At 62.5% G+C, this 19176-nt stretch carries 15 protein-coding genes; 6 read left to right on the forward strand and 9 right to left on the reverse strand.

Going from position 1 to position 19176, the window contains the following annotated elements; translation table 11 throughout:
* Positions 1-5: 5 nt before the first annotated feature.
* The 9 genes from OJJ21_RS13915 to OJJ21_RS13955 are packed head-to-tail and all read right to left on the reverse strand — an operon-like array spanning position 6 to position 10507.
* Complete coding sequence (locus OJJ21_RS13915; protein ID WP_297687179.1) at positions 6-1922, reverse strand: ABC transporter substrate-binding protein; 1917 nt, start codon at positions 1920-1922, stop codon at positions 6-8.
* A complete protein-coding gene (locus tag OJJ21_RS13920) occupies positions 1919-3811 on the reverse strand; it encodes an ABC transporter ATP-binding protein (protein WP_297687180.1) in 1893 nt (630 codons plus the stop codon). The genes OJJ21_RS13915 and OJJ21_RS13920 overlap by 4 nt, the downstream gene beginning before the upstream one ends.
* Complete coding sequence (locus tag OJJ21_RS13925; protein ID WP_297687181.1) at positions 3808-4335, reverse strand: hypothetical protein; 528 nt, start codon at positions 4333-4335, stop codon at positions 3808-3810. Before OJJ21_RS13925 ends, OJJ21_RS13920 begins: the two co-directional genes overlap by 4 nt.
* Positions 4332-5144, reverse strand: a complete 813-nt coding sequence (locus OJJ21_RS13930) for a polysaccharide deacetylase family protein (protein ID WP_297687182.1) — start codon at positions 5142-5144, stop codon at positions 4332-4334. Before OJJ21_RS13930 ends, OJJ21_RS13925 begins: the two co-directional genes overlap by 4 nt.
* Positions 5141-6298 carry a glycosyltransferase gene (locus OJJ21_RS13935; RefSeq protein ID WP_297687183.1) on the reverse strand — a complete coding sequence of 386 codons (1158 nt, stop codon included), beginning with the start codon at positions 6296-6298 and terminating at the stop codon, positions 5141-5143. Before OJJ21_RS13935 ends, OJJ21_RS13930 begins: the two co-directional genes overlap by 4 nt.
* A gap of 2 nt (positions 6299-6300) precedes the next feature.
* Entirely contained in the window at positions 6301-6876 is a 576-nt protein-coding gene (locus tag OJJ21_RS13940; RefSeq protein ID WP_297687184.1) for a histidine phosphatase family protein, read from the reverse strand.
* The gene (locus OJJ21_RS13945; RefSeq protein WP_297687185.1) at positions 6873-8012 is read right to left on the reverse strand and encodes a glycosyltransferase family 4 protein; all 1140 of its coding nucleotides are present in this window, start codon (positions 8010-8012) and stop codon (positions 6873-6875) included. Before OJJ21_RS13945 ends, OJJ21_RS13940 begins: the two co-directional genes overlap by 4 nt.
* Before the next feature lie 12 nt (positions 8013-8024).
* A complete protein-coding gene (locus tag OJJ21_RS13950; RefSeq protein WP_297687186.1) occupies positions 8025-9263 on the reverse strand; it encodes a glycosyltransferase in 1239 nt (412 codons plus the stop codon).
* A 20-nt stretch (positions 9264-9283) separates the two neighbouring features.
* Positions 9284-10507 (reverse strand): glycosyltransferase, encoded by a 1224-nt coding sequence (locus OJJ21_RS13955; RefSeq protein WP_297687187.1) that lies wholly within the window; start codon positions 10505-10507, stop codon positions 9284-9286.
* Between the two features lie 202 nt (positions 10508-10709).
* Here OJJ21_RS13955 and OJJ21_RS13960 point away from each other — a divergent pair, with 202 nt between their 5' ends.
* From OJJ21_RS13960 to OJJ21_RS13985, 6 genes are all read left to right on the forward strand, one after another.
* Positions 10710-13364 carry an ABC transporter ATP-binding protein gene (locus tag OJJ21_RS13960; RefSeq protein WP_297687188.1) on the forward strand — a complete coding sequence of 885 codons (2655 nt, stop codon included), beginning with the start codon at positions 10710-10712 and terminating at the stop codon, positions 13362-13364.
* Positions 13365-13390: 26 nt separating this feature from the next.
* Positions 13391-13846, forward strand: a complete 456-nt coding sequence (locus OJJ21_RS13965; protein WP_297687189.1) for a Crp/Fnr family transcriptional regulator — start codon at positions 13391-13393, stop codon at positions 13844-13846.
* A 22-nt stretch (positions 13847-13868) separates the two neighbouring features.
* Complete coding sequence (locus OJJ21_RS13970) at positions 13869-14357, forward strand: class I SAM-dependent methyltransferase (protein WP_297687190.1); 489 nt, start codon at positions 13869-13871, stop codon at positions 14355-14357.
* An 82-nt stretch (positions 14358-14439) separates the two neighbouring features.
* The gene (locus OJJ21_RS13975) at positions 14440-16566 is read left to right on the forward strand and encodes an NAD(P)-binding protein (protein WP_297687191.1); all 2127 of its coding nucleotides are present in this window, start codon (positions 14440-14442) and stop codon (positions 16564-16566) included.
* Between the two features lie 4 nt (positions 16567-16570).
* Entirely contained in the window at positions 16571-17602 is a 1032-nt protein-coding gene (locus tag OJJ21_RS13980) for a P1 family peptidase (RefSeq protein WP_297687192.1), read from the forward strand.
* An 11-nt stretch (positions 17603-17613) separates the two neighbouring features.
* Positions 17614-19104 (forward strand): ABC transporter substrate-binding protein, encoded by a 1491-nt coding sequence (locus OJJ21_RS13985; protein ID WP_297687193.1) that lies wholly within the window; start codon positions 17614-17616, stop codon positions 19102-19104.
* Positions 19105-19176 lie beyond the last annotated feature (72 nt).

A 19176-nucleotide genomic window follows, 5' to 3' on the forward strand; every position in this document is an offset into this window, starting at 1 on the left:
TGCACTTATTGGCCGAACCAGAAGGTTTCGGGGCGGTAGAGGCCGATGAAGGCGCCCGGATCCCAGTTGAACACGCCTTCCTTCGGGATGTTATGCAGCTTCTTGCTGGCTACGATCGGCTGGAACACGCCGGTCACGATGCCAATTGTGAAGGTCTGCTCGGCGTGGATGGTCAGCATGCGATGCCAGATCCGGGCGCGTTCGGCCTTGTCGCCGGTCTCGAGCCAGGCGTGATACAGATCGAACAATTCCTGCACCACCGGCATATCGATCGGCTCGCCGGACTGATGCGCGGTCTCGAACCACTGGCCCCATTTCGGCCATTGCAGGCCGTATTGCGAGGTCGGCGCCAGTTCATTGGGTTTCATATCCGCGGTCGGCAGGCCGTTTTCCAGCCCGGACCAGACAGACATCACAGCTTCGCCGGAGAAGATGCGGTTGCGCACCACATCGCGCTGGCTTGGCTTGGAGAACAGTTTGATGCCGATCTTTGCCCAGTTCTCACCGATCAGCTCCAGCACGTCGGTCTGCTCGGTATCCTCGCCAGCGGTCTCCACGATGATTTCCGCCGGACGGCCATCCGGCAGCAGGCGGATACCGTTGCCGTCGCGCTTGGTGAGGCCCATCTGGTCGAGCAGGCGATTGGCCGTGGCGACATCCAGCTGCGCATTGGTGGTCTGGTATTCCTGTTTGAACAGCGGGCTGTCGGGCATCACCGTGTTGTTTGATTCAATCGCCAGCCCAAAGAACAGCGATTCATTGATGGCCTGGCGGTCGATGCCGAGCGAGAGCGCGTGGCGGAAACGCGAGTCCCGCATCAGTTTGCGCCAGGTCTGGTCGTTGCAGTTCAGATTCGGATACAGCGCCAGATGCGAGCCCTTGGCGGTGCGCCACAGCAGCGTCTTGTAGCCGGCGCGCTTCTCGTTTTCCTTCAGGAAGGTGAAGTTGCTGAAATTGATGCTGCGGAACTGCATGTCGGCTTCGCCGGCACCGGCCTTTGCCGGAATCAATTTGCCATCCGCCTGGGTGAAGATGATGCGGTCGAGATAGGGCAGCTGGCGGCCATTGGTGTCGATGCGATGGAAATACGGATTGCGCACGGCGACGAAACGCACGGCCGGCGGCTTGGTTGTGATGATCCAGGGGTCGAGCAGCGGCAGGTCGGGGTTGTCACCCTCTACCATGTTGTCGACCCGGCTGTGCAGCGCGGCCCAGTTCACCCGTTTCTCCGCAGCGGCCATCGCCGCGAGTTTCTGTGGGTCGGTATAGCGGGCGTGGAACTGCTTCAGGTAATGCGCCGGTCGATACAGGTTGAAGGCCGAGGTGCCGGCAATGCGTGGCAGGAAAGCCGGATTACGCTTGGACCAGCTGTAGCGCACGGTGGTTTCGTTGAGGATTTCCACCTTCGGCTTCTCGCCGTCAACCAGCAGGTCCTGCATCGGTCCGGCCGGGCTGAGTTCCTTGTTGTTGGCGACGTCTTCCCAGTAGTAACGGAAATCTTCCGCGGTAAAGGGATGGCCGTCTGACCAGCGGTGTCCCTTGCGCAGGTGGAAGGTGTAGACCCGTTCGTCTTCAACCTCGAATTTCTCGAGCAGATCGGGGACGTATTCATATTGCTCGTTATAGACGATCAGCCGGGTATAGCTGATGACGTTGAGCAGGCGGGTTTCACGGGCACGGCTGATCATGCTGCGTAGGTCGCCGCCATGCCGGCCCGGCTCGCGCGGCGATTTCAGAGTCATGATGAGCGGCTGTTCTGGCAGGCGCTGCGCGAGCGGCGGCAGTTTGCCGGCGCTCACCTCGGCTTCCAGCATCGGGGTTTCCTGCAGGTCGGGCAATTGCGCCTGTGCGCTGGTGCAGGCCACGGCGATGCCGAACAAGGCGGCAACGAGGGCGGGCGTGAAAGTGAGCGGCGTCTTCATGCTACGAGATCCCGGAAATCGGCGCTGGCATCAGCGCGAACAAGATGGCCATTGCCGACATCGATCATGCGTGGCCGTGCCGTGCCATCGATGGTAAAGGGATGCGGCCAGGCCGCGGGTTTCGACGCTTTGCCTTCCATCAGCAAATGCAGGTCGAGGCGGCTGTTCGGATCCGGTTTGGGCACAGCAGACAGCAATGCCTTGGTATAGGGGTGCACCGGGTTGCTGAACAGCTGCTCGCGCGGTGCGAGTTCCACCAGCCGGCCGGCGCACATCACGGCGATACGGTCGGCGATATAGTCGACCACAGCCAGATTGTGCGAAATGAACAGGTAGGTGAGGCCCAACTCGGCCTTCAGGTCCTTCAGCAGGTTCAGGATCTGCGCCTGGATCGATACGTCCAGTGCCGATACCGGCTCGTCGCAGATCAGCAAATCTGGCTGCAGCGCCAGGGCGCGGGCGATGCCGATACGCTGACGCTGGCCGCCAGAGAATGAATGCGGATAGCGGCGCAGGAAGCGCGGATCAAGACCGACCAGCGTCATCAGCTCCTTGACCCGCTCGAAGCGTTCATCCTCGTCGCCAATGCCATGAATCACCAGCGGTTCGGAGACGATATCGAACACGGTCATACGTGGATTGAGCGACGAGAAGGGATCCTGGAAGATGAACTGCACCTGACGCCGGTAGCGGAACAGATCGTCGTCTTCCAGCTTGAGCACATCGACGCCATTGAAGCGGATATTGCCGCTGTCGGGCTTGAGTGCGCGCAGGATCAGCTTGCTGGCAGTGGTTTTGCCGCAGCCGGATTCGCCGACTAGGCCGAGGCATTCGCCACGCTGGACCGTGAAGCTGATATCGTCGACCGCGATGACCGATGTGGCTTTGGCGGTATTGAACAAGCCGCCTTTGCGCAGGTTAAAGCTTTTGCTGACATGTTCGACTTCGAGCAGCGTCTCGCCGCATTTGCTCATGTCATTGGTCTTGCTGCTGCGCAGCAGCGCACCGATCTCGCCCTTGATCTCGCGCAGGGGCACCAGCCGCTCGCCCGGCTTCATGTTGAAGCGCGGCACGGCATGCAGCAGGGCTTTCAGATAGGGATGCTGCGGATTGCCGAAGATATCCTGCAGGCCACCACGTTCCATCGCCTGGCCGTGATACATCACAACGATCTCGTCAGCCATATTGGCCACCACGCCGAGGTCGTGAGTGATCATCAGGATGGCCATGCCGAGCTCGGCCTGCAGGTCTTTCAGCAGCTTCAGAATTTGCGCCTGGATGGTGACGTCGAGCGCCGTTGTCGGTTCATCGGCCACCAGCAGGGCGGGCCGGCAGACCAGCGCCATCGCGATCATGGCACGTTGCCGCAGGCCGCCTGAGAGTTCGAAGGCATAGGTGCGGAGCGCCCGTTGCGGATCGGGGAAGCCAACCAGGCGGAGCATCTCCAGGGTCAGCGCACGGGCCTCGTCTTCATCGGCGTTGCGATGCAGCCGCAGGGCTTCGGTGATCTGGTCGCCGATGGTGTGGAGCGGACTGAGCGAAGTCATCGGCTCCTGGAAGATGATCGAGATGCGACCGCCTTGAAGCTGCCGCATGGCACTGCCGCCGCGCGGCAGGGCTGCGATATTGGTGGTCTGGCCCGGCTGTTGCGGATCGTGGAACAGGACTTCGCCGCCGGCGATGCGCGCCGGGCGCGGCAGGATGCCCATGATCGCCTGACTGACGACGGACTTGCCGGAGCCTGACTCACCCACCAGCGCCACGGTACCGCCCTGTGGGATGTTGAAGCTGATGCCGTTCACCGCACGGATCAGGCCCTCCGGCAGGTCGAAATGAACCTGCAGGTCTTTGACCTCGAGCACGTTGCGATTCAGCTCCGGAGCATTCACGGCTGGTTTCCCTGGATGGCACGCACACGACCGGCATTCAGGCGGGAGGTTTCGCCGATGGCAACGCCATTTCGCTCGGCCGCGGCAAAGGCCATTTCGACCAGAGACGGAAAACCAATCAAATTGCTGTCCACCCGCAAAGTTCCCCCCTCGGCCTCAATCGTCAGCTGCAGCCATCCCTCGCTACGGTCGCGACGAGTTGAATAATAGCGCAGATCAACCGCCCTGACCTTGAGCCATCGCAACGCCACAGCCCTTCCCAATCCCCACCGGCCCAATCCCAGGCGCTCGCACCAGAGATTGCGCCGGACCACTCCGGACGCGTCGAGTTCGATCCCGACCTGCTGGCGCCATAAGGTCATGGCGCCGAGCCAAGCAAATAACAGGCTTAGACCCACCAGCAGGGCAAAAATGACAGATTGAAGGGCGGTGAACAACACTAGTCCCAGGCAGATAACAAGGCCGGCCACCGCCCGCAGGTAGTCCGGCCAGAGACGGGAGAGGGGGTAATACAGCCGGGTCATGACGCCGGCATGACAGCCGGTGGCGCCGGACCGGTGGCGCCGGCTGCACCCACGTGAAGGGCTGCCCGGGCATCGAGCCAGCGCACGGCGGGATGATGCAGGGTCGTTGTCAGGAACTCGGCCGTGAAGGCCCAGATCGTCTCGTCATGGCGCAGGTGATGGGTCAGCAGGCCCAGAGGCTCCAGCGCCTGTTTTTTCTCGCGCATGGCGCTTAAATGCGCGCAGACAGCGGCCAGGCTGCGTCTTGCGGCCGCATGATTGTCCGCGCCATGCCAGTCAATGGGATCGATATGGGTGTTGAGCCAGGCCAGGCCCGGTGCAGCCCAGTATCCGCTGCGGGCCTGGAAGGCGGAGACCGCACCATAGCCGAGGGCCGTCATTTCAGGCAGACAATCCGGCGCCAGGCGGTTCCATGGTGGCACGAAGACCGGCAGCAATCGATCACCGAAATGCTGGTGCATCAGGACCTGACCGGCCCGCATATCCGCCAGCCTGTGAGCCAGCGGGCGACCCGCCGGGAATTCGGATTTTTTCTCTGCCGGGGTGGCGTGGTTGTGATGAGCATAGCCATGCTGCAGTGCAGCAATATTGGGCTGCCGGTGCAGGCTGGCGATGAGGCTGTCCTCAATCCGGGCGGGGATGATTGCCAGGGCCAACGGCACGCCGCTGCGGCGGTGCAAAGCCAGCAGGCGGTCGAGGGCAGGCGTGGTTGCCACAGCATCGTCATCGCGCCACCAGAAACAGGCGGTGCGGCCCGCCGAGGCCCAGAGATCGAGCTCTCCGACCAGGTCCCGCCACGCTGTCGTCACCGTCGTCTGGCCTCGATCTGTGCCCGCACATAGCGGGCTGTCTCCTCGGCGCCATCCAGCCGGATGGCATGCGGATCCGGCCTGGGGGCGGCCAGCGCGCGATCAATGACGTCGGCGAGGCTTTGGGGCGTCATTTCCGGCTCGGGCAGCATATGGAGCAGCCCGCGCCTGGCCAGAAGGGCAGCCCGCAGGGCCTGTTCGGTTTCGTTGCCACCGACAAAGGGCACCACGACGGCACGGGCGCCGCTGCCCAGGGTTTCCATCATCGTGTTATAGCCGGCCTTGCTGATCGACAGCAGGCAGTGCCGCAGCATGCCCGGGAAATCGGGTCGCACTGGTTCGATGATCACGCCGGACGCAGCCCGCTCGCGCAACGCTGCAATGGCGGCAGGGTCTTCCTGGGGGCTGACCAGCAGGCGCCATGGCGCGGAATGTGCGGTCGACAGCGGGCGGGCGGCAAGGGCGGCGTCGAACAGGGCCATGCCAACGGCGCCACCGCCGGCTGATACCAGCACTTCACCGGCGCCGGCTGCGGTTTCGGGGATGGCGTGCTGTTCAGCGATGTAGCCCGTATAGAACAGCTTGTCGCGAATGCGTTCGGCAAGCGGGAATGTGTGCTCGAATGTCACGACCGTCGGATCGCCATGGACCAGTGCGCCATCGAAATAAGTCTGCAGCCATCCGATGGAGTCGATGTCGTGCTGCGGTTTGCCGCGATCGACCAGGATGTCGCGCACCGAGCAGAATATCAGTGGGCGCCGCTCGGATTTATGCAGCATGTCGAGCAGCGGCAACAGCTCGAAGCGCATCTGCCGCCGGCCAAACGGAAAGAGCTCGGTCAGAACGGCTTCCGGTGCAAAATCGGTGACCACCTTTTGCAGGATGGCGCTCCGCGCCGCCTTCCATCCCTCCGTTGCCACCTCACCATTTGCATCAAGCAGGATCTTGAAGGTGGCATCCCGGGCCCGGGCCGGCGGCAATTGCACGAAAGGGATGCCTTCGATGCCGTGGAGGGTGGGATCGTGCAGTCCACCGGACACCAGCATGGGAATGCAGCCCTCGCGCAGCAGTGCCCGTGCGATGGAGGCTGCGCGATGCAGATGTCCAACGCCAAGCAGATGCTGCACATAGATCAGGACGCGCGGGGCGGCCATTGTCACTCCAGCGGGATATTGGCAGCCACCAGACTGGGATGGCCATCTACGGTTATGCTAAATTCCTGCAGGCAGCGCCAGTCGAGCTTCACCGGTGCACGGCCGAGCATCGGCCAATCTAAGGCCAGTGCCAGAATCGCACGGATAACGCCCTTATGGGTAACGGCACCGGAATCGGCCGGCAGACTGCGCAGCCAGGGCAGCAGACGCTGCTGGACCTGGCGCGGGCTTTCGCCCCCGGGCGGCTGCAGATCGAGGCCGCGATCCTCATTGGTCGTAAAGGCGGCACCATACCGATCGCGCAGTTCAGCCAGTGTGTGACCTTCATACTGGCCCCAATCCATCTCGATCAGGGCTGGCTCGGCAACAGGCTGCAAGCCCAGCAGGGTTGCGGTTTCCCTGGCCCGCTGCAGCGGGCTGACATACCAGTCCCTGCGGCGGTAGGCGGCGGGAACCGCCTGCCCTGCGAGTGCCGTTCGGCCAGCCTGGGAAAGTGCGATATCCGCGCGGCCCTGCAGGCGGCCCTCGGCATTCCAGTCTGTCGGCCCGTGACGCAGCAGAACCAGATGGCGGGTCATGCCGGCAGGCCCAGATCGGCAAAGATCGCCTGCAGGCGCGTCTGCGCGGCGTTCATCGACAGGGTCTGCGCCACATGCGGCGGGGCAGCAGCTGCCATGCGGTGTCGCAGGTCTGTCTCTGCCAGCAGGCTGCGCAGGGCTGCGGCCAACTTTGCCGGGCTGTCATCGGGTGTCAGCCAGCCGGTCTCGCCATGGGCCACGATATCGGGGACGCCACGGGTATGCACCGAGAGGACCGGAAGGCCGGCGGCCTGCGCCTCCAGCAACGCCATGCCATAGGCTTCGTTGACAGCCGGCCAGATATACAGGTCGCTGGCGGCATACAGCATGGCGAGGGTTTCCGTATCCAGCTGCCCGGTCAGAGTGATGCGGCCCTGTAGTGCCGCAAAGGCGATCTCCACCGCATGACGCTCCGGACCATCACCCGCCACAATACAATGCCAGTTGGCATCGCTGGCCAGCGGCAGGGTTTCGGCGAGACGCTGAAACGAGGCCAGCTTGTCACCGCTGCGCATCATGCCCACGGCGAGCAGCCAGGGCCGATCTGCAGGCAGGCCGAAGCGGTCGCGCAGTGCGGCGCGATACCGGTCGCGCTGTGCGACGGCCGCCGTGAAGGGTGTGGGATCGATGAAGGGGGCGAAATACTGTGCCCTGATCGCGTCGGCACAGGCCACCAGCGCGGGCAGGTCGTGCCTGGTGATGGCGAGCAGCCTGTCGGCCGCGGCCAGGGCGCGGGCGGCCTGTGCATAGCCGGCAGCCCAGGCGCCTTCGCGCCGGCGCGGTGAATCCGAGGCTTCTGCGATCACATAGGGAAGGCCGAAACGCTGTTTGAGCGCCGGGCCGATATAGTCGGCGGCCTTATGATAGACGTGATAGGTGAACAGCAGGTCTGGTTTCATGTCCGGATCGCGCCGCCAGGCCGCGGCTAGCATGTCGACCTCTGCTGCCGCAGCATCGGCTGTTGCTGCTTCCCGGGCTGCATCGCCGTCGCGGTTATAGCTGCGCAGATCAGACAGCAGCACAATCTCATGGCCAAGGCCGCGTAGCGCGTCGATAAACAGCCGCGCGACACGACGATCGCCGGATGGTGCCGGATGGTCAGGCGGTTTGAGCGGTGCATAGAAGCCGATCCGCATAACCGCGCCCCTTCAGGCTGCCAGGCCGAAACGCCGCGCCAGTTCGGCGATACCGCCGGCCATGCCGAAATCCTGGCGGACGCGGATTGCCGCCGCCATGCCCAGACGGCTGCGCAAGGCGGGATCGACAATCAGATGATTGAGCGCGACGGTCAGCCCTCTGGTATCCTCGCTCGGTACGAGCAGGCCGGTTTCACCATCCAAGATCAGTTCGGGAATGGCCGAGATGGTGGTGGCGACGCAGGGAAGGGCCTGGCTCTGCGCTTCCATCAGCACATTGGGCAGGCCATCCATATCGCCATCGCGGTCGCGCCGGCTGGCCAGCGCAAAAATATCGGCGGTGCGATAAGCCTCGATCACGGCATCCTGCGCCGCCGAACCCAGCCAGGTGATGCGGTCGGCAATGCGCAGTTCAGCGGCTTGCGTCTTGAGGTTTTCCAACAGCGGGCCGCCGCCGATATGGGTGAAATGCCAGTAAAGATCGGCAGGCAGACGGGCGAGGGCCTGCAGCAGAATATCGTAACCCTTCTTCTCCACGGCGCGGCCGACCGAGAGCAGCCGTACCGGATCCTGGGCGTCGCGGCCATCGCGGCGCGGGCGCCAGGTCGGCGGTTCGGGAAAACGGGTGAAGTCGAGTCCGTGATAAACCAGCGTAACCCGCTCCGGATTGCTGAGCGCCGAGAGATGTGTGCGGTTATGTGCCGTGCAGGTGACGGCCCATCGGCAGTCGGCCAGCTTTTCGCGCTTTTCCCAGTCCGGTGTGATCCAGATGTCGCGCGCATGGGCCGAGGCCGTCCAGGGGCATTGCAGAATCTGCGCCGTGTAGCGTGCCACCGAGCCGGGCGTGTGGATGAAATGGGCATGCAGGTGGCGGTAGCGCTCAGGCAATTCAGCGGCAAGTACCATCGCCTGGCCGAAACGGCGAATGCGGTTGCTCGAACGGTCGCGCTTGAAATCTCGCCACCAGAGTTGCAGCGCGCGACGATATCCCGGCAGCCGGCGGGCCTGCCACCAGCCACGCAGCACGCGCAGCGGCTCCTGATGCAGGTATTCTGGCAGATACAGGAGCGGCGCCCGGATCTGGTCGTGCAGGGCATGGCGCTTTTTGTCGGTGGGATGGCGCAGCGACACGATCAGGATATCCAGTCCGCGCGCTTCAAGCGCGGCGATCTCCTGCGCGATAAAGGTCTCCGACAGGCGTGGATAGCCTTTCAGGACAAAAGCAACGGGAGACGGGGGTGACTCTGGCATACGCGGGAGATAGCGGCGGGTCAGCCCCGCAATTCGACCACATTGCCCGCAGGTTCCGCGCGTGGGCGAAGCCAGGGCTGGACCAGGCGGTCGACGTTATCGAGGCCTTCGAGCAGCCCCGGAATTACGATCTGCGAGGGCAGCGGCTGGCGCGGCAGATTGCGCAGGGCGTTGGCCATGACCGTGGGATCGTACTGGCCGTCATCTTCCAGCATGCGGATCAGGCCAAGTTCCTGGGCGCGGCTGGCGCGGATGAACTGCTCCATCCGCGGGCGCTTGCGCGGCACGATGATGGCGCGCTTGTCGAGCGACAGTATCTCGCAGAAGGTATTGTAGCCGCCCATGGCCAGCACGCCGACGGCATTCTGCACCAGATGCTCCATATGGGCATCGAACGTGATGGCTTCCACGCGCGGCAGGCGGGCAACGCGGGCGAGGAATTCGCCGCGGCGTTCTTTCTGCATGAAGGGGCCAAGCACGATCAGCGCCGGATAGGGCAGCATCTCCGTGCTTTCATAGGCGCGCAGAACCCAGTCGATCAGGCCTTCACCGTCGCCGCCGCCGCCCGGTGTCACCAACAGGAACGGCCGCTGGGTGATCTCAGGCAGCTGATGTTCCGGCGATGGCTCGCCCGAGGTGCGCGGCAGGTATCCGGTATAGACGACCTTCCGGCGGACCCGATCCGGCAGGGTGATGCCTTCGAGCGGGTCGCAGAATTGCGGCAGGCCATAGACCCAGATCTGGTCATACAGGTTCTTAAGCGCCGGCATGACATTCTTGCGTTCCCATTCGGGTGCCAGGGCGCTGGGTTCGTCCATCACGTCGCGCAGACCGAGCACGATCCGGGTGCCGCGTTCCTTCAGCATCTTCATTGTCGGCAGAACCTCGCCGCGCAGGCCGAGCGGTTCCTTGTCGACGATTAAGATATCGGGGTCGAAAACCCGGGCAGTATGCTGGATGATCTCAGCCCTGATCTTCAGGGTCTCCTCGATATCCATCGGCAGGTTCAGTGACGTGTACTGACCGTCGCGCAGCTTGATGACGCCGGGCACGCGGACGAAATCGACCCGGCTGCGGAAATCGAAACTGCCGATGATCGGCGAACCTGACATGATCAGGACCGACATGTCCTGATGCCGCTCGACCAGGGCATGCGCAATGGTGCGGCAACGGCGCAGATGGCCGAGTCCAAATGTGTCGTGGCTGTATATCAGCACACGCGTGCCGTCACTGCGCGATACCATGCTGGTTCCCTCACCGGGAGCAATCGGGAGCGTACTGGGATTCAAACTGGCCGGGACTATGGCATAGCCCCCCGGCCCAGGCCAAGCCCTGGTTCTGACAAGCCCCTGACATAAATAGTGATCCCGGGCACAGCCGGGTCCGGCTGGCAATTGGCTGGGCGGCCTCCATCGGTTAAGGTTATACGGGGACTGGGGGCGTATCGTGGAAAAGAATCTCTATAGCTTCATCCTAAAATACAGTCTGAAGCAGCAGGTTATCATCACCCTGCTATCGATCGTTTCATTTGTTCCCTACTATTATTATCTCAGTATTCCGAAATCGATCGTCAACCAGGGCATCGAAGGTAAAGATATTGCCTTCCCGGTCGATCTGTTCGGTCTGGGCCTGTGGCAGATGGATCGCACCACCTACCTGTTCTGGCTGTGTGGCGTCTTTCTGTTCCTGGTGCTGATCCAGCAGGGTTTCAAATACGCCATTAATTACTTTCAGGGCGTCGCCGGCGAACGCATGCTGCGCCGCCTGCGCTACGAGCTTTACGCCCATATCCTGCGCTTCCCGCTGCCGACCTTCCGGCGCACCAGCCAGGGCGAAATCATCCCGATGGTGATCGCCGAGGTCGAACCGGTCGGCGGGTTCATCGGCGAAAGCTTTGCGCTGCCGATCTTCCAGGGTGGCATGCTGCTGGTGATCTTCGGCTTCCTGCTGCTGCAGAACCCGCTGATGGCGCTGGCGGCTGTCGCGCTCTATCCGATTCAGTTCTATTTCGTGCCGAGGATGCAGGCCAAGGTGCGTGCGCTTGGCCGCGAGCGGATCAAGAACCAGCGTCGGCTGTCCGACCGTATCGGCGAAAGCATCAGCGGTGTCACCGAGCTGCACACGCATGACGTGTCAAATCGCATGCTGGCCGAATTCACTAACCGCCTGAGCATCAGTTACTGGATTCGCGTAGAGATTTACCAGCGCAAATTCATGGTGAAATTTCTCAACAACTTTATCCAGCAGCTGGGACCGTTCTTCTTCTACGCCATCGGGGGCTACCTGACGATCCGCGGCCAGATGGATGTCGGTACCGTCGTTGCGGCGGTGAACGCGCATAAGGAAATGGCCTCCCCCTGGAAGGAGCTGCTGAATCATTACCAGCAGCGTGAGGATGTAAAGCAGAAGTACGAGCAGGTGGTAAGCCAGTTCGTGATCGACGGCATGCGCGACCCGACCGACCAGAATTCCGAACCCGAGCAGCCGGTTTCGCTGACCGGGCCGATCTCGGTCTCGGGATTGGTCATGCATGATGATCAGGACCAGCCGATCCTCGAAAACCTCAGTTTGTCGCTGCCCTGGCCGGCCCGGGTCGCTGTCGTGGGCGATAATGGACGCGACGAGTTGCTGCAGCTGTTGGCGCGACTGCATGACCCCACGCGCGGCCGCATCACGATCAACGAGCGCAATCTTTCCGAACTGCCTGAAACCGTGACCGGCCGTCGCCTCGCCTATGTCGGCTCGGCCAGCTATATCTTCAATACAACGTTGGGTGACAACCTGTTCATGGGGTTGCGGCATCGTCCGATGACGAAGCGGGAGATGGAAGAATCGCTGCAAACACGCTACGAGCGTGAAATTGTCGAAGCGCAGGCATCGGGCAATTCGCCGTATGACACCGATGCCGACTGGACCGACTACGCGGCGGCGGGCGCGACCGGGCCGGATGATCTTGTGACGGTTGCCATCTTGTCCTTGAAGGCCGCGGGTTTCGATGAGGATGTCTATCAGATCGGCATGCGCGGCTCGCTTGACCCGAGGGCCAAACCCGATGTGGCAGAACGTGTGCTGGCTGCGCGCCGGGCATTTCGTGAAAAGCTGACCAGTGGCGCCCTTGCCGATCTGGTCGAAAGCTGGAATCCGGCGCTCTACAACAGTAATGCCACGGTTGCCGAAAACCTGATGTTCGGCACGGCGCGCAACGGCGTTTATCAGGAAGATAATCTGGCCCGCGATCCGCATATGTTACGCGTGCTGGATGAAGTCGGCCTGCGCCGGCGCTTTCTGGAGATCGGCTATGAAGTTGCGGACACCATGGTCGAACTGTTCGCCGATCTGCCGCCGGAGCATGAGTTCTTCCAGCAGTTCAGTTTCATCTCGTCTGATGACCTGCCGGATTACAAGGACCTGCTGATGCGGGCCAAGCCGGAAACGCTGGAGCAGTTGCCGGAAGCGGATCGCGTTCGCCTGATGTCGTTGCCATTCAAACTGGTGCTGGCGCGCCATCGTCTTGGCCATTTCAACGATGCCGAGCGGGAGGCTATTCTCAAGGCCCGCAAGATATTCGCCGAGACGCTGCCGGAAGATCGCAAGGGCACCATTGCCTTTTTCGATCCGGAGCATTTCACCGTTTCCTCCAGCATCGTCGACAATATCCTGTTTGGTCGTGTCGCCTACGGGCAGGCGCAGGCGCAGGAAAAGATCGGCCGCGTGATGGCCGATGTCGTCGAACAGTTGCAGCTGCGCGAGCCGATCATCGCGGTTGGCCTGCAGTTCGAGGTCGGTATTGCGGGGGCGCGCCTGAATGCGGCGCAACGCCAGAAGCTTGCCATCGCCCGCGCTCTGGTGAAACGGCCGGACTGGGTGATGCTTTCGGAAGCAACGGCGGCGCTCGATCCGCGCAGCCATGCCGCGGCGATCAAGGCGATTTCTGAATTGCGCAAGGATGCCGGCCTGATCTGGTCGCTGCAGCGCGCATCGGACTGTGAGAGTTTTGATATCGTTGTGGTGGTCGAGAATGGACGTGTCACGCACACCGGTCCCTATGCCGAATTGTGCGAGAAAAGCGCCCGTTTCAAGCAGATGCTGGCACCGGCCTGAGCCGTGCTGTCGATGGAGAACTGGTCATGAGTCTGATTGAAGAAGTCGAACTGCTGCGCCGGATCCCGCTCTTTGCCAAGATCGAACCGTCAAAGCTGAAACTACTGGCCTTCACCAGTCAGCGCCTGACCTACAAGCCCGGCGACGTGCTGTTTCACCAGGGCGATCCCGGTGACGCGGCTTTCGTGATCATCGGCGGCGAAGCCGATGTGGTGGTCAATACGCCAACCGGTCCGCTCAAGGTGGCGCATCTGCGGCAGAATGATTTCGTCGGCGAAATTGCCATCCTGTGCGACGTGCCCCGCACGGCGACGGTGACGGCAACCCTGGAAACGACCGTACTGCGGATCGAAAAAGACCTGTTTTTCCGCCTGATCGCCGATTTCCCGCAGATCGCCATCGAGATCATGCGCGTTCTGGCGCAACGCCTGGATCGCACCACTGCTGATCTGCGCGAACTGTCCGCCAAAGTGAAGGCCTGACCGCAGGCATGGAATTTCAGGTATGAGCCGGCTGGACAGTTTCATCGCCCGCCTGTCGGCACAGCGCGAATTGCTGAACTGGGCGATCGGCTGGGTCGCCGGGCGCGAAGGCCTGATCCTGGAGGTTGGACTCGGCAACGGCCGCACCTACGACCATTTGCGGGCTGGGCTCGGGGCCGACCGGATTTATGCTTTCGATCGCGCCAACAATGCCAATCCGCTCTCGATTCCGCCGGCCGGTCGTCTGGTGCTGGGGGAGTTCGGGGACAGCCTGCAGGCTTTCGCCGCGCGGCATCCCGGTGCCGCGGTACTGGTGCATAGCGATGTAGGCTTGGGTGATCCGGAAGCGAACGCCCGTCAGGTGACCCAGATGAGCGGCTGGCTGCCGCCTCTGCTGGGACGCGGCGCGCTGCTGCTCAGCGACCAGAAGCTGACACATCCCGACCTGCTGTTGCAGCCGGTGCCGGTGCCAATTCCGTCTGACCGCTATTTTGTGTACCTGAAGGCTTGAGCAATACCGCAGGTGGGCATCAAATAGACACACAACTGCCGCAGGATGCAGGCGGCCTATAATAAAATGGGGGTGGCGGGCGATGTCTGAACCGGTGAAGAAGAAGATTGCCATTCTGGGCGGCGGTGTCTCTGCCTTGACCAGCGCGTTCTGCCTGGCGTCGCAGCCCGGGGCTGCCGAGCGCTACGAGATCACCGTCTATTCGATCGGCTGGCGCCTGGGCGGCAAATGCGCCACCGGTCGCAACCCCGACTTTGGCAACCGCATCGAGGAACACGGCATCCACGGTTTCCTGGGTTCATATTACAATACGCTATCCATGATGACGGAGGTGTACCGGCTGCTCGACCGGCCGAAAGACATGCCGCTGGCTACTTTCGAGCAGGCATTTTATCCGGTTGACTCCATCCTGTGCTGGGAGTTCCGCGACTATCGCTGGATCAACTGGCCGCTTTCGATGCCGCGTAACGATCTGAAGCCCTGGGAGCCGGAATCGCTGCCGACGCTGCAGCACTGGATCAAGGCATTGGTGGAATTCCTCGGCAAGCGGCTGGATCATGCCGCCGGTACGGTGCCATCCACTTTCCTGGAATTCACGTTGGCGCGCGGGCTGTTCAACAAACTTGCCGCCGAAGCCGACAAGATCGCGGCTGGCGAGGGCGGGCCGTTGCTCAAGGCGATCGATGATTTCTGGCTGTGGTTCAAGAAGCATGTCGAGGCGCTGGTCGAGAAAAACGACGCTCTGCGCCATCTCTACATCACGCTGGATTACTTCCTCACCATGATCCGCGGCATCATCAAGGATGATGTGATCAACAAGGGATTCGATCAGCTCGACGACGAGAATTTTTCCGACTGGTTCGCCCGCCATGGCGGCTCGATGCTGACGATTTCCTCGCCGCTCAGCCTGAACACGCCGAACCTGTCCTACCAGTATCCCGATGGCGACACGACGCGGCCGCCGGCCATGGCGGCCGGCGCCTATCTGCACTGGACGCTGCGCGAATTCGCCTATCTCGGTTCGTTCGGCTGGCTGTTTGCCGCCGGCACCGGCGATACCGTGGTGGCGCCGCTCTATTTGCTGCTCAAGCGGCTGGGCGTGAAATTCGAGCTGTTCCACAAGGTGCGTGAAATTACCACTGGCACGCAGGGCGTGGGCGAGATCGTCTTCGATGTCCAGGCCACGGTGAAGGATGGTGCCCGGGGTTACGACCCTCTGGTCGACCTGCCGCTGGCGAAATTCGGCGGCAAGACGCTGCCGGTCTGGCCGGATCGCCCGCATTACGACCAGCTGGTCGAAGGCGAGGCGATGCAGGCGGCCGGAGTCGATCTTGAATCCTACTGGACACCGTGGAAGCCGGTGGCGGAAAAGCGCCTCAGGGCCGGTGAAGGCTTTGATACGGTCATCTGCGCCATCTCGATCGGCGCGCTGCCGATCCTGGCGCCGCAGCTGATGCAGGCCAATCCCAAATGGCCGCCGATGGTTGAAGCGATCAAGACAGTGCAGACCCAGACCCTGCAGATCTGGATGAACCGCACGCTCAAGGATATGGGCCTGCCGTTCGAGTACAAGAATTACGACCGCCTGATTGGCGCCACCTTCGTCAATCCGATCGACGGCGTGGCGGATTTCACCGATCTGATCCCGATGGAAACCTGGCCAGCCCAGCAGACACCGCAGTCGCTGCTGTATTTCTCTGGCGCGACACCGCAATACGGTTTGCAGCCGCCCTTCAGCGATCATGACTATCCCAAGCGCGAATATGCCCGTGTGAAGTATCAGGCCCAGCAGTATCTGCAGGCCTGCATGGGTGCGCTGCTGCCCAAATCGGTGACCAACGCCGTCAATCCGCCAGGCGACATGATCGGCTTCGATTTCTCGCAGCTGGTCTGCCTGCAGAACGATGCCGCCACCGTGGGGGTGGCGCGTTTGGAGCAGCAGTTCTGGAAGCCGAATATCGATCCGACCGAACGCTATGTCACTTCGCCGCCTGGCAGCACCAAGCATCGCCTGAAAGCCTGGGAGTCCGGCTTTGCCAACCTGGTGATCGCCGGCGACTGGATTTATACCGGTCTCAATGTCGGCAGTTTCGAGGGCGCCTGCATGGGCGGCAAGCTGGCGGCCCATGCCGTCGATCCGGCAGCCGTACCGCTCGACAAGGTCTATGGTTATCCGCTCAGCCAGGGACCCAAGATGGAGAATCTCTGATCCGATGGGAGCACCCGGTCTGCTCAACCTGTTGACCGATGTGCCGGGGCTTGCGGTCGGCCATGCGGCCGATGAGCGTTTGCGTTCGGGCGTCAGCATCGTCCTGCCGGCCAGTCGGGCGGCCTGTGCTGTCGATGTACGCGGTGGCGGCTCCGGCACGCGGGAAACCGACCTGCTGCGGCCGGAGGCCAGTGTCCAGGCCGTGGATGCGGTTTGCCTGTCCGGCGGATCTGCTTTCGGGCTGGACGCGGCCTCGGGCGCCATGCACTGGCTGGCCGAGCGCCGGCGCGGCGTGGAGGTGCGCGGGCATGTGGTGCCGATCGTGCCGGCAGCCATCCTGTTCGATCTGCACAATGGCGGCGACAAGGACTGGGGCGCCGAGCCGCCGTATCGCCTGCTGGGCCGCCGGGCCTGCGATACCGCGACGACTGGCGCTTTTCCGCTCGGCAATGCCGGCGCCGGCTTTGGCGCCATGGCGGGCCAGATCAAGGGCGGCCTGGGCAGCGCATCCTGGGTTGAAGATGACGGGCTGGTGATCGCCGCGATGGTGGCGGTCAATGCCGTCGGCAGCGTGCTGACCCCGGGCAACCGCAGCTTCTGGGCCGCGCCCTGGGAGCAGAACGGCGAATTCGGTGGCCTGCCTTTTGCCGCCGCCGCCGTCGACCTGGGCATCGCTGCCGAAGCCCGTATCGCCCGCCCGGTGGCCGGCAGCCATACCTGCATCGGCATCGTCGCCACCAATGCCCCGCTCGACAAGGCCGCCTTGCGACAGGTTTCCATCATGGCGCATGACGGCCTGGCGCGGGCTGTCCGTCCGGTTCACACGCCCTTCGACGGTGATACGCTCTTTGCCCTGGCCACGGCGACATGGCAGGATACGGAAGGAGCCGCTGACCGGTCCTGGCTGATCGCCCGGGTCGGCAGCATAGCCGCCGATTGCGTCGCCCGTGCGGTGGCGCGCGGTGTCTGGGCCGCCGAACCGTTGGGGCAGCTCGAGTCTGCCTGCAACGTCATGGCGGCGGCGGGGAAATTCTGATGGAGGGAATCATGCAGGGCTGGAAAGTATTTGCTGTCGCAATGGGGATGACCGCGGCTTCGCTCGCGGCCGGTCCTGCATCGGCGCAGGCCAAGAAGGATTCGCTGGTTCTGGCGATGACCCTGGAACCGCCCGGCCTTGATCCTACCATTGCGCCGGCCGCCGCCATCGGCGAAGTGACGCATTACAATATCTTCGAGGGGCTGACCAAGATCGTCGAGAATGGCCAGGTACAGCCGCTGCTGGCTGACAGCTGGACGATCTCGCCAGACATGAAGAGCTTCACCTTCAAGCTGAAGCCGGGCGTGAAGTTCAATGACGGCACGACCTTCGATTCAGCCGACGTGAAATTCGCCTTCGAGAAATATGCCGGCGAGAAGAGCACCAACAAGCGCAAGGCGGTGTTCACCAATATCGCCGCCATCGCCACGCCGGATCCGCTCACGGTGGCGATTACGCTGAAAAACACCGACCCAACTTTCCTGTTCAGCCTCGGCGAGAACACGGCGGTGATCACGGCACCGGAATCGAGCGACGGCAACGCCACCAAGCCGGTCGGCACCGGTCCCTACAAGCTGGAGAACTGGGTGAAGGGCGATTCCGTCACCCTGGCCGCTGCGGATACCTACCGCAATCCGGGTGCCGTGAAGATCAAGACGGTTAAGATTCGTTTCATCAGTGACCAGGGTGCCATGGTGGCGGCCATGCGGGCCGGCGATGTCGATGCCATCCCGGTCGGCATTACGGGTGAGAATTTCCGCGAGTTCGAGAAGGACAAGCGTTTCAAGACCACCGTCGGCTCGACCGAAGGCGAAACCATGGTGATCATCAACAACAAGCGCAAGCCGTTCGACGATGTACGCGTGCGGCGCGCCCTGACCTACGCCATTGATCGCGAGGCGGTGATCGAAGCCGCCGCTGCAGGCTATGGCAAGCCGATTGGCAGCCATTTTCCGCCGCACGACCCGGCCTATGTCGATCTGACCAAGCAGTATCCCTATGACCCCGCCAAGGCCAAGGCACTGCTGAAGGAAGCGGGTGTCAGCAATCTCGAAGTGACGCTGCGTCTGCCGCCGCCGCCTTATGCACGTCAGATTGGCGAGGTGGTGCAGGCGATGTTGAGCCAGGTCGGCATCAACGCCAAGATCGAGAATGTCGAATGGGCGCAGTGGCTGGACGGCACCTTCAAGAACAAGAATTTCGATCTGACGGTGATCAGCCATGTCGAGCCGAACGACTTCGTGAAATATGCCGAGTCGGAATATTACTTCCAGTATGACAGCCAGAAGGCCCGTGATCTGATTGCCAGGGCCAATTCGACGCTCGACAAGGCCGAGCGCACCAAGGCCCTGCAGGATCTGCAGCGCCTGCTGGCCGACGATGCGGTCAATGTCTACCTGTACAACCTGCCGCGACTGGGTGTGTACAAGCCGGGCCTGACCGGTTTCTGGGCCAATGCCCCGATCTTCGTCAATGACCTGACAGCGGTTTCCTGGCAGTAGGGCAATATTGCCGACAAAGAAAAAGCCCGGCTCTAAGCCGGGCTTTTTTTATTCTCTGAAGGATTGTTCGCC

Source organism: Ferrovibrio sp. (assembly GCF_025869515.1).
Lineage (GTDB): Bacteria > Pseudomonadota > Alphaproteobacteria > Ferrovibrionales > Ferrovibrionaceae > Ferrovibrio.

Excerpts from the sequence above, each read along its gene's own strand:
- OJJ21_RS13915 (WP_297687179.1), bottom strand. The coding sequence starts at position 1,922 with ATGAAGACGCCGCTCACTTTCACGCCCGCCCTCGTTGCCGCCTTGTTC.
- OJJ21_RS13925 (WP_297687181.1), bottom strand. The coding sequence starts at position 4,335 with ATGACCCGGCTGTATTACCCCCTCTCCCGTCTCTGGCCGGACTACCTG.
- OJJ21_RS13935 (WP_297687183.1), bottom strand. The coding sequence starts at position 6,298 with ATGGCCGCCCCGCGCGTCCTGATCTATGTGCAGCATCTGCTTGGCGTT.
- OJJ21_RS13940 (WP_297687184.1), bottom strand. The coding sequence starts at position 6,876 with ATGACCCGCCATCTGGTTCTGCTGCGTCACGGGCCGACAGACTGGAAT.
- OJJ21_RS13945 (WP_297687185.1), bottom strand. The coding sequence starts at position 8,012 with ATGCGGATCGGCTTCTATGCACCGCTCAAACCGCCTGACCATCCGGCA.
- OJJ21_RS13950 (WP_297687186.1), bottom strand. The coding sequence starts at position 9,263 with ATGCCAGAGTCACCCCCGTCTCCCGTTGCTTTTGTCCTGAAAGGCTAT.
- OJJ21_RS13955 (WP_297687187.1), bottom strand. The coding sequence starts at position 10,507 with ATGGTATCGCGCAGTGACGGCACGCGTGTGCTGATATACAGCCACGAC.
- OJJ21_RS13965 (WP_297687189.1), top strand. The coding sequence starts at position 13,391 with ATGAGTCTGATTGAAGAAGTCGAACTGCTGCGCCGGATCCCGCTCTTT.
- OJJ21_RS13970 (WP_297687190.1), top strand. The coding sequence starts at position 13,869 with ATGAGCCGGCTGGACAGTTTCATCGCCCGCCTGTCGGCACAGCGCGAA.
- OJJ21_RS13975 (WP_297687191.1), top strand. The coding sequence starts at position 14,440 with ATGTCTGAACCGGTGAAGAAGAAGATTGCCATTCTGGGCGGCGGTGTC.
- OJJ21_RS13980 (WP_297687192.1), top strand. The coding sequence starts at position 16,571 with ATGGGAGCACCCGGTCTGCTCAACCTGTTGACCGATGTGCCGGGGCTT.
- OJJ21_RS13985 (WP_297687193.1), top strand. The coding sequence starts at position 17,614 with ATGCAGGGCTGGAAAGTATTTGCTGTCGCAATGGGGATGACCGCGGCT.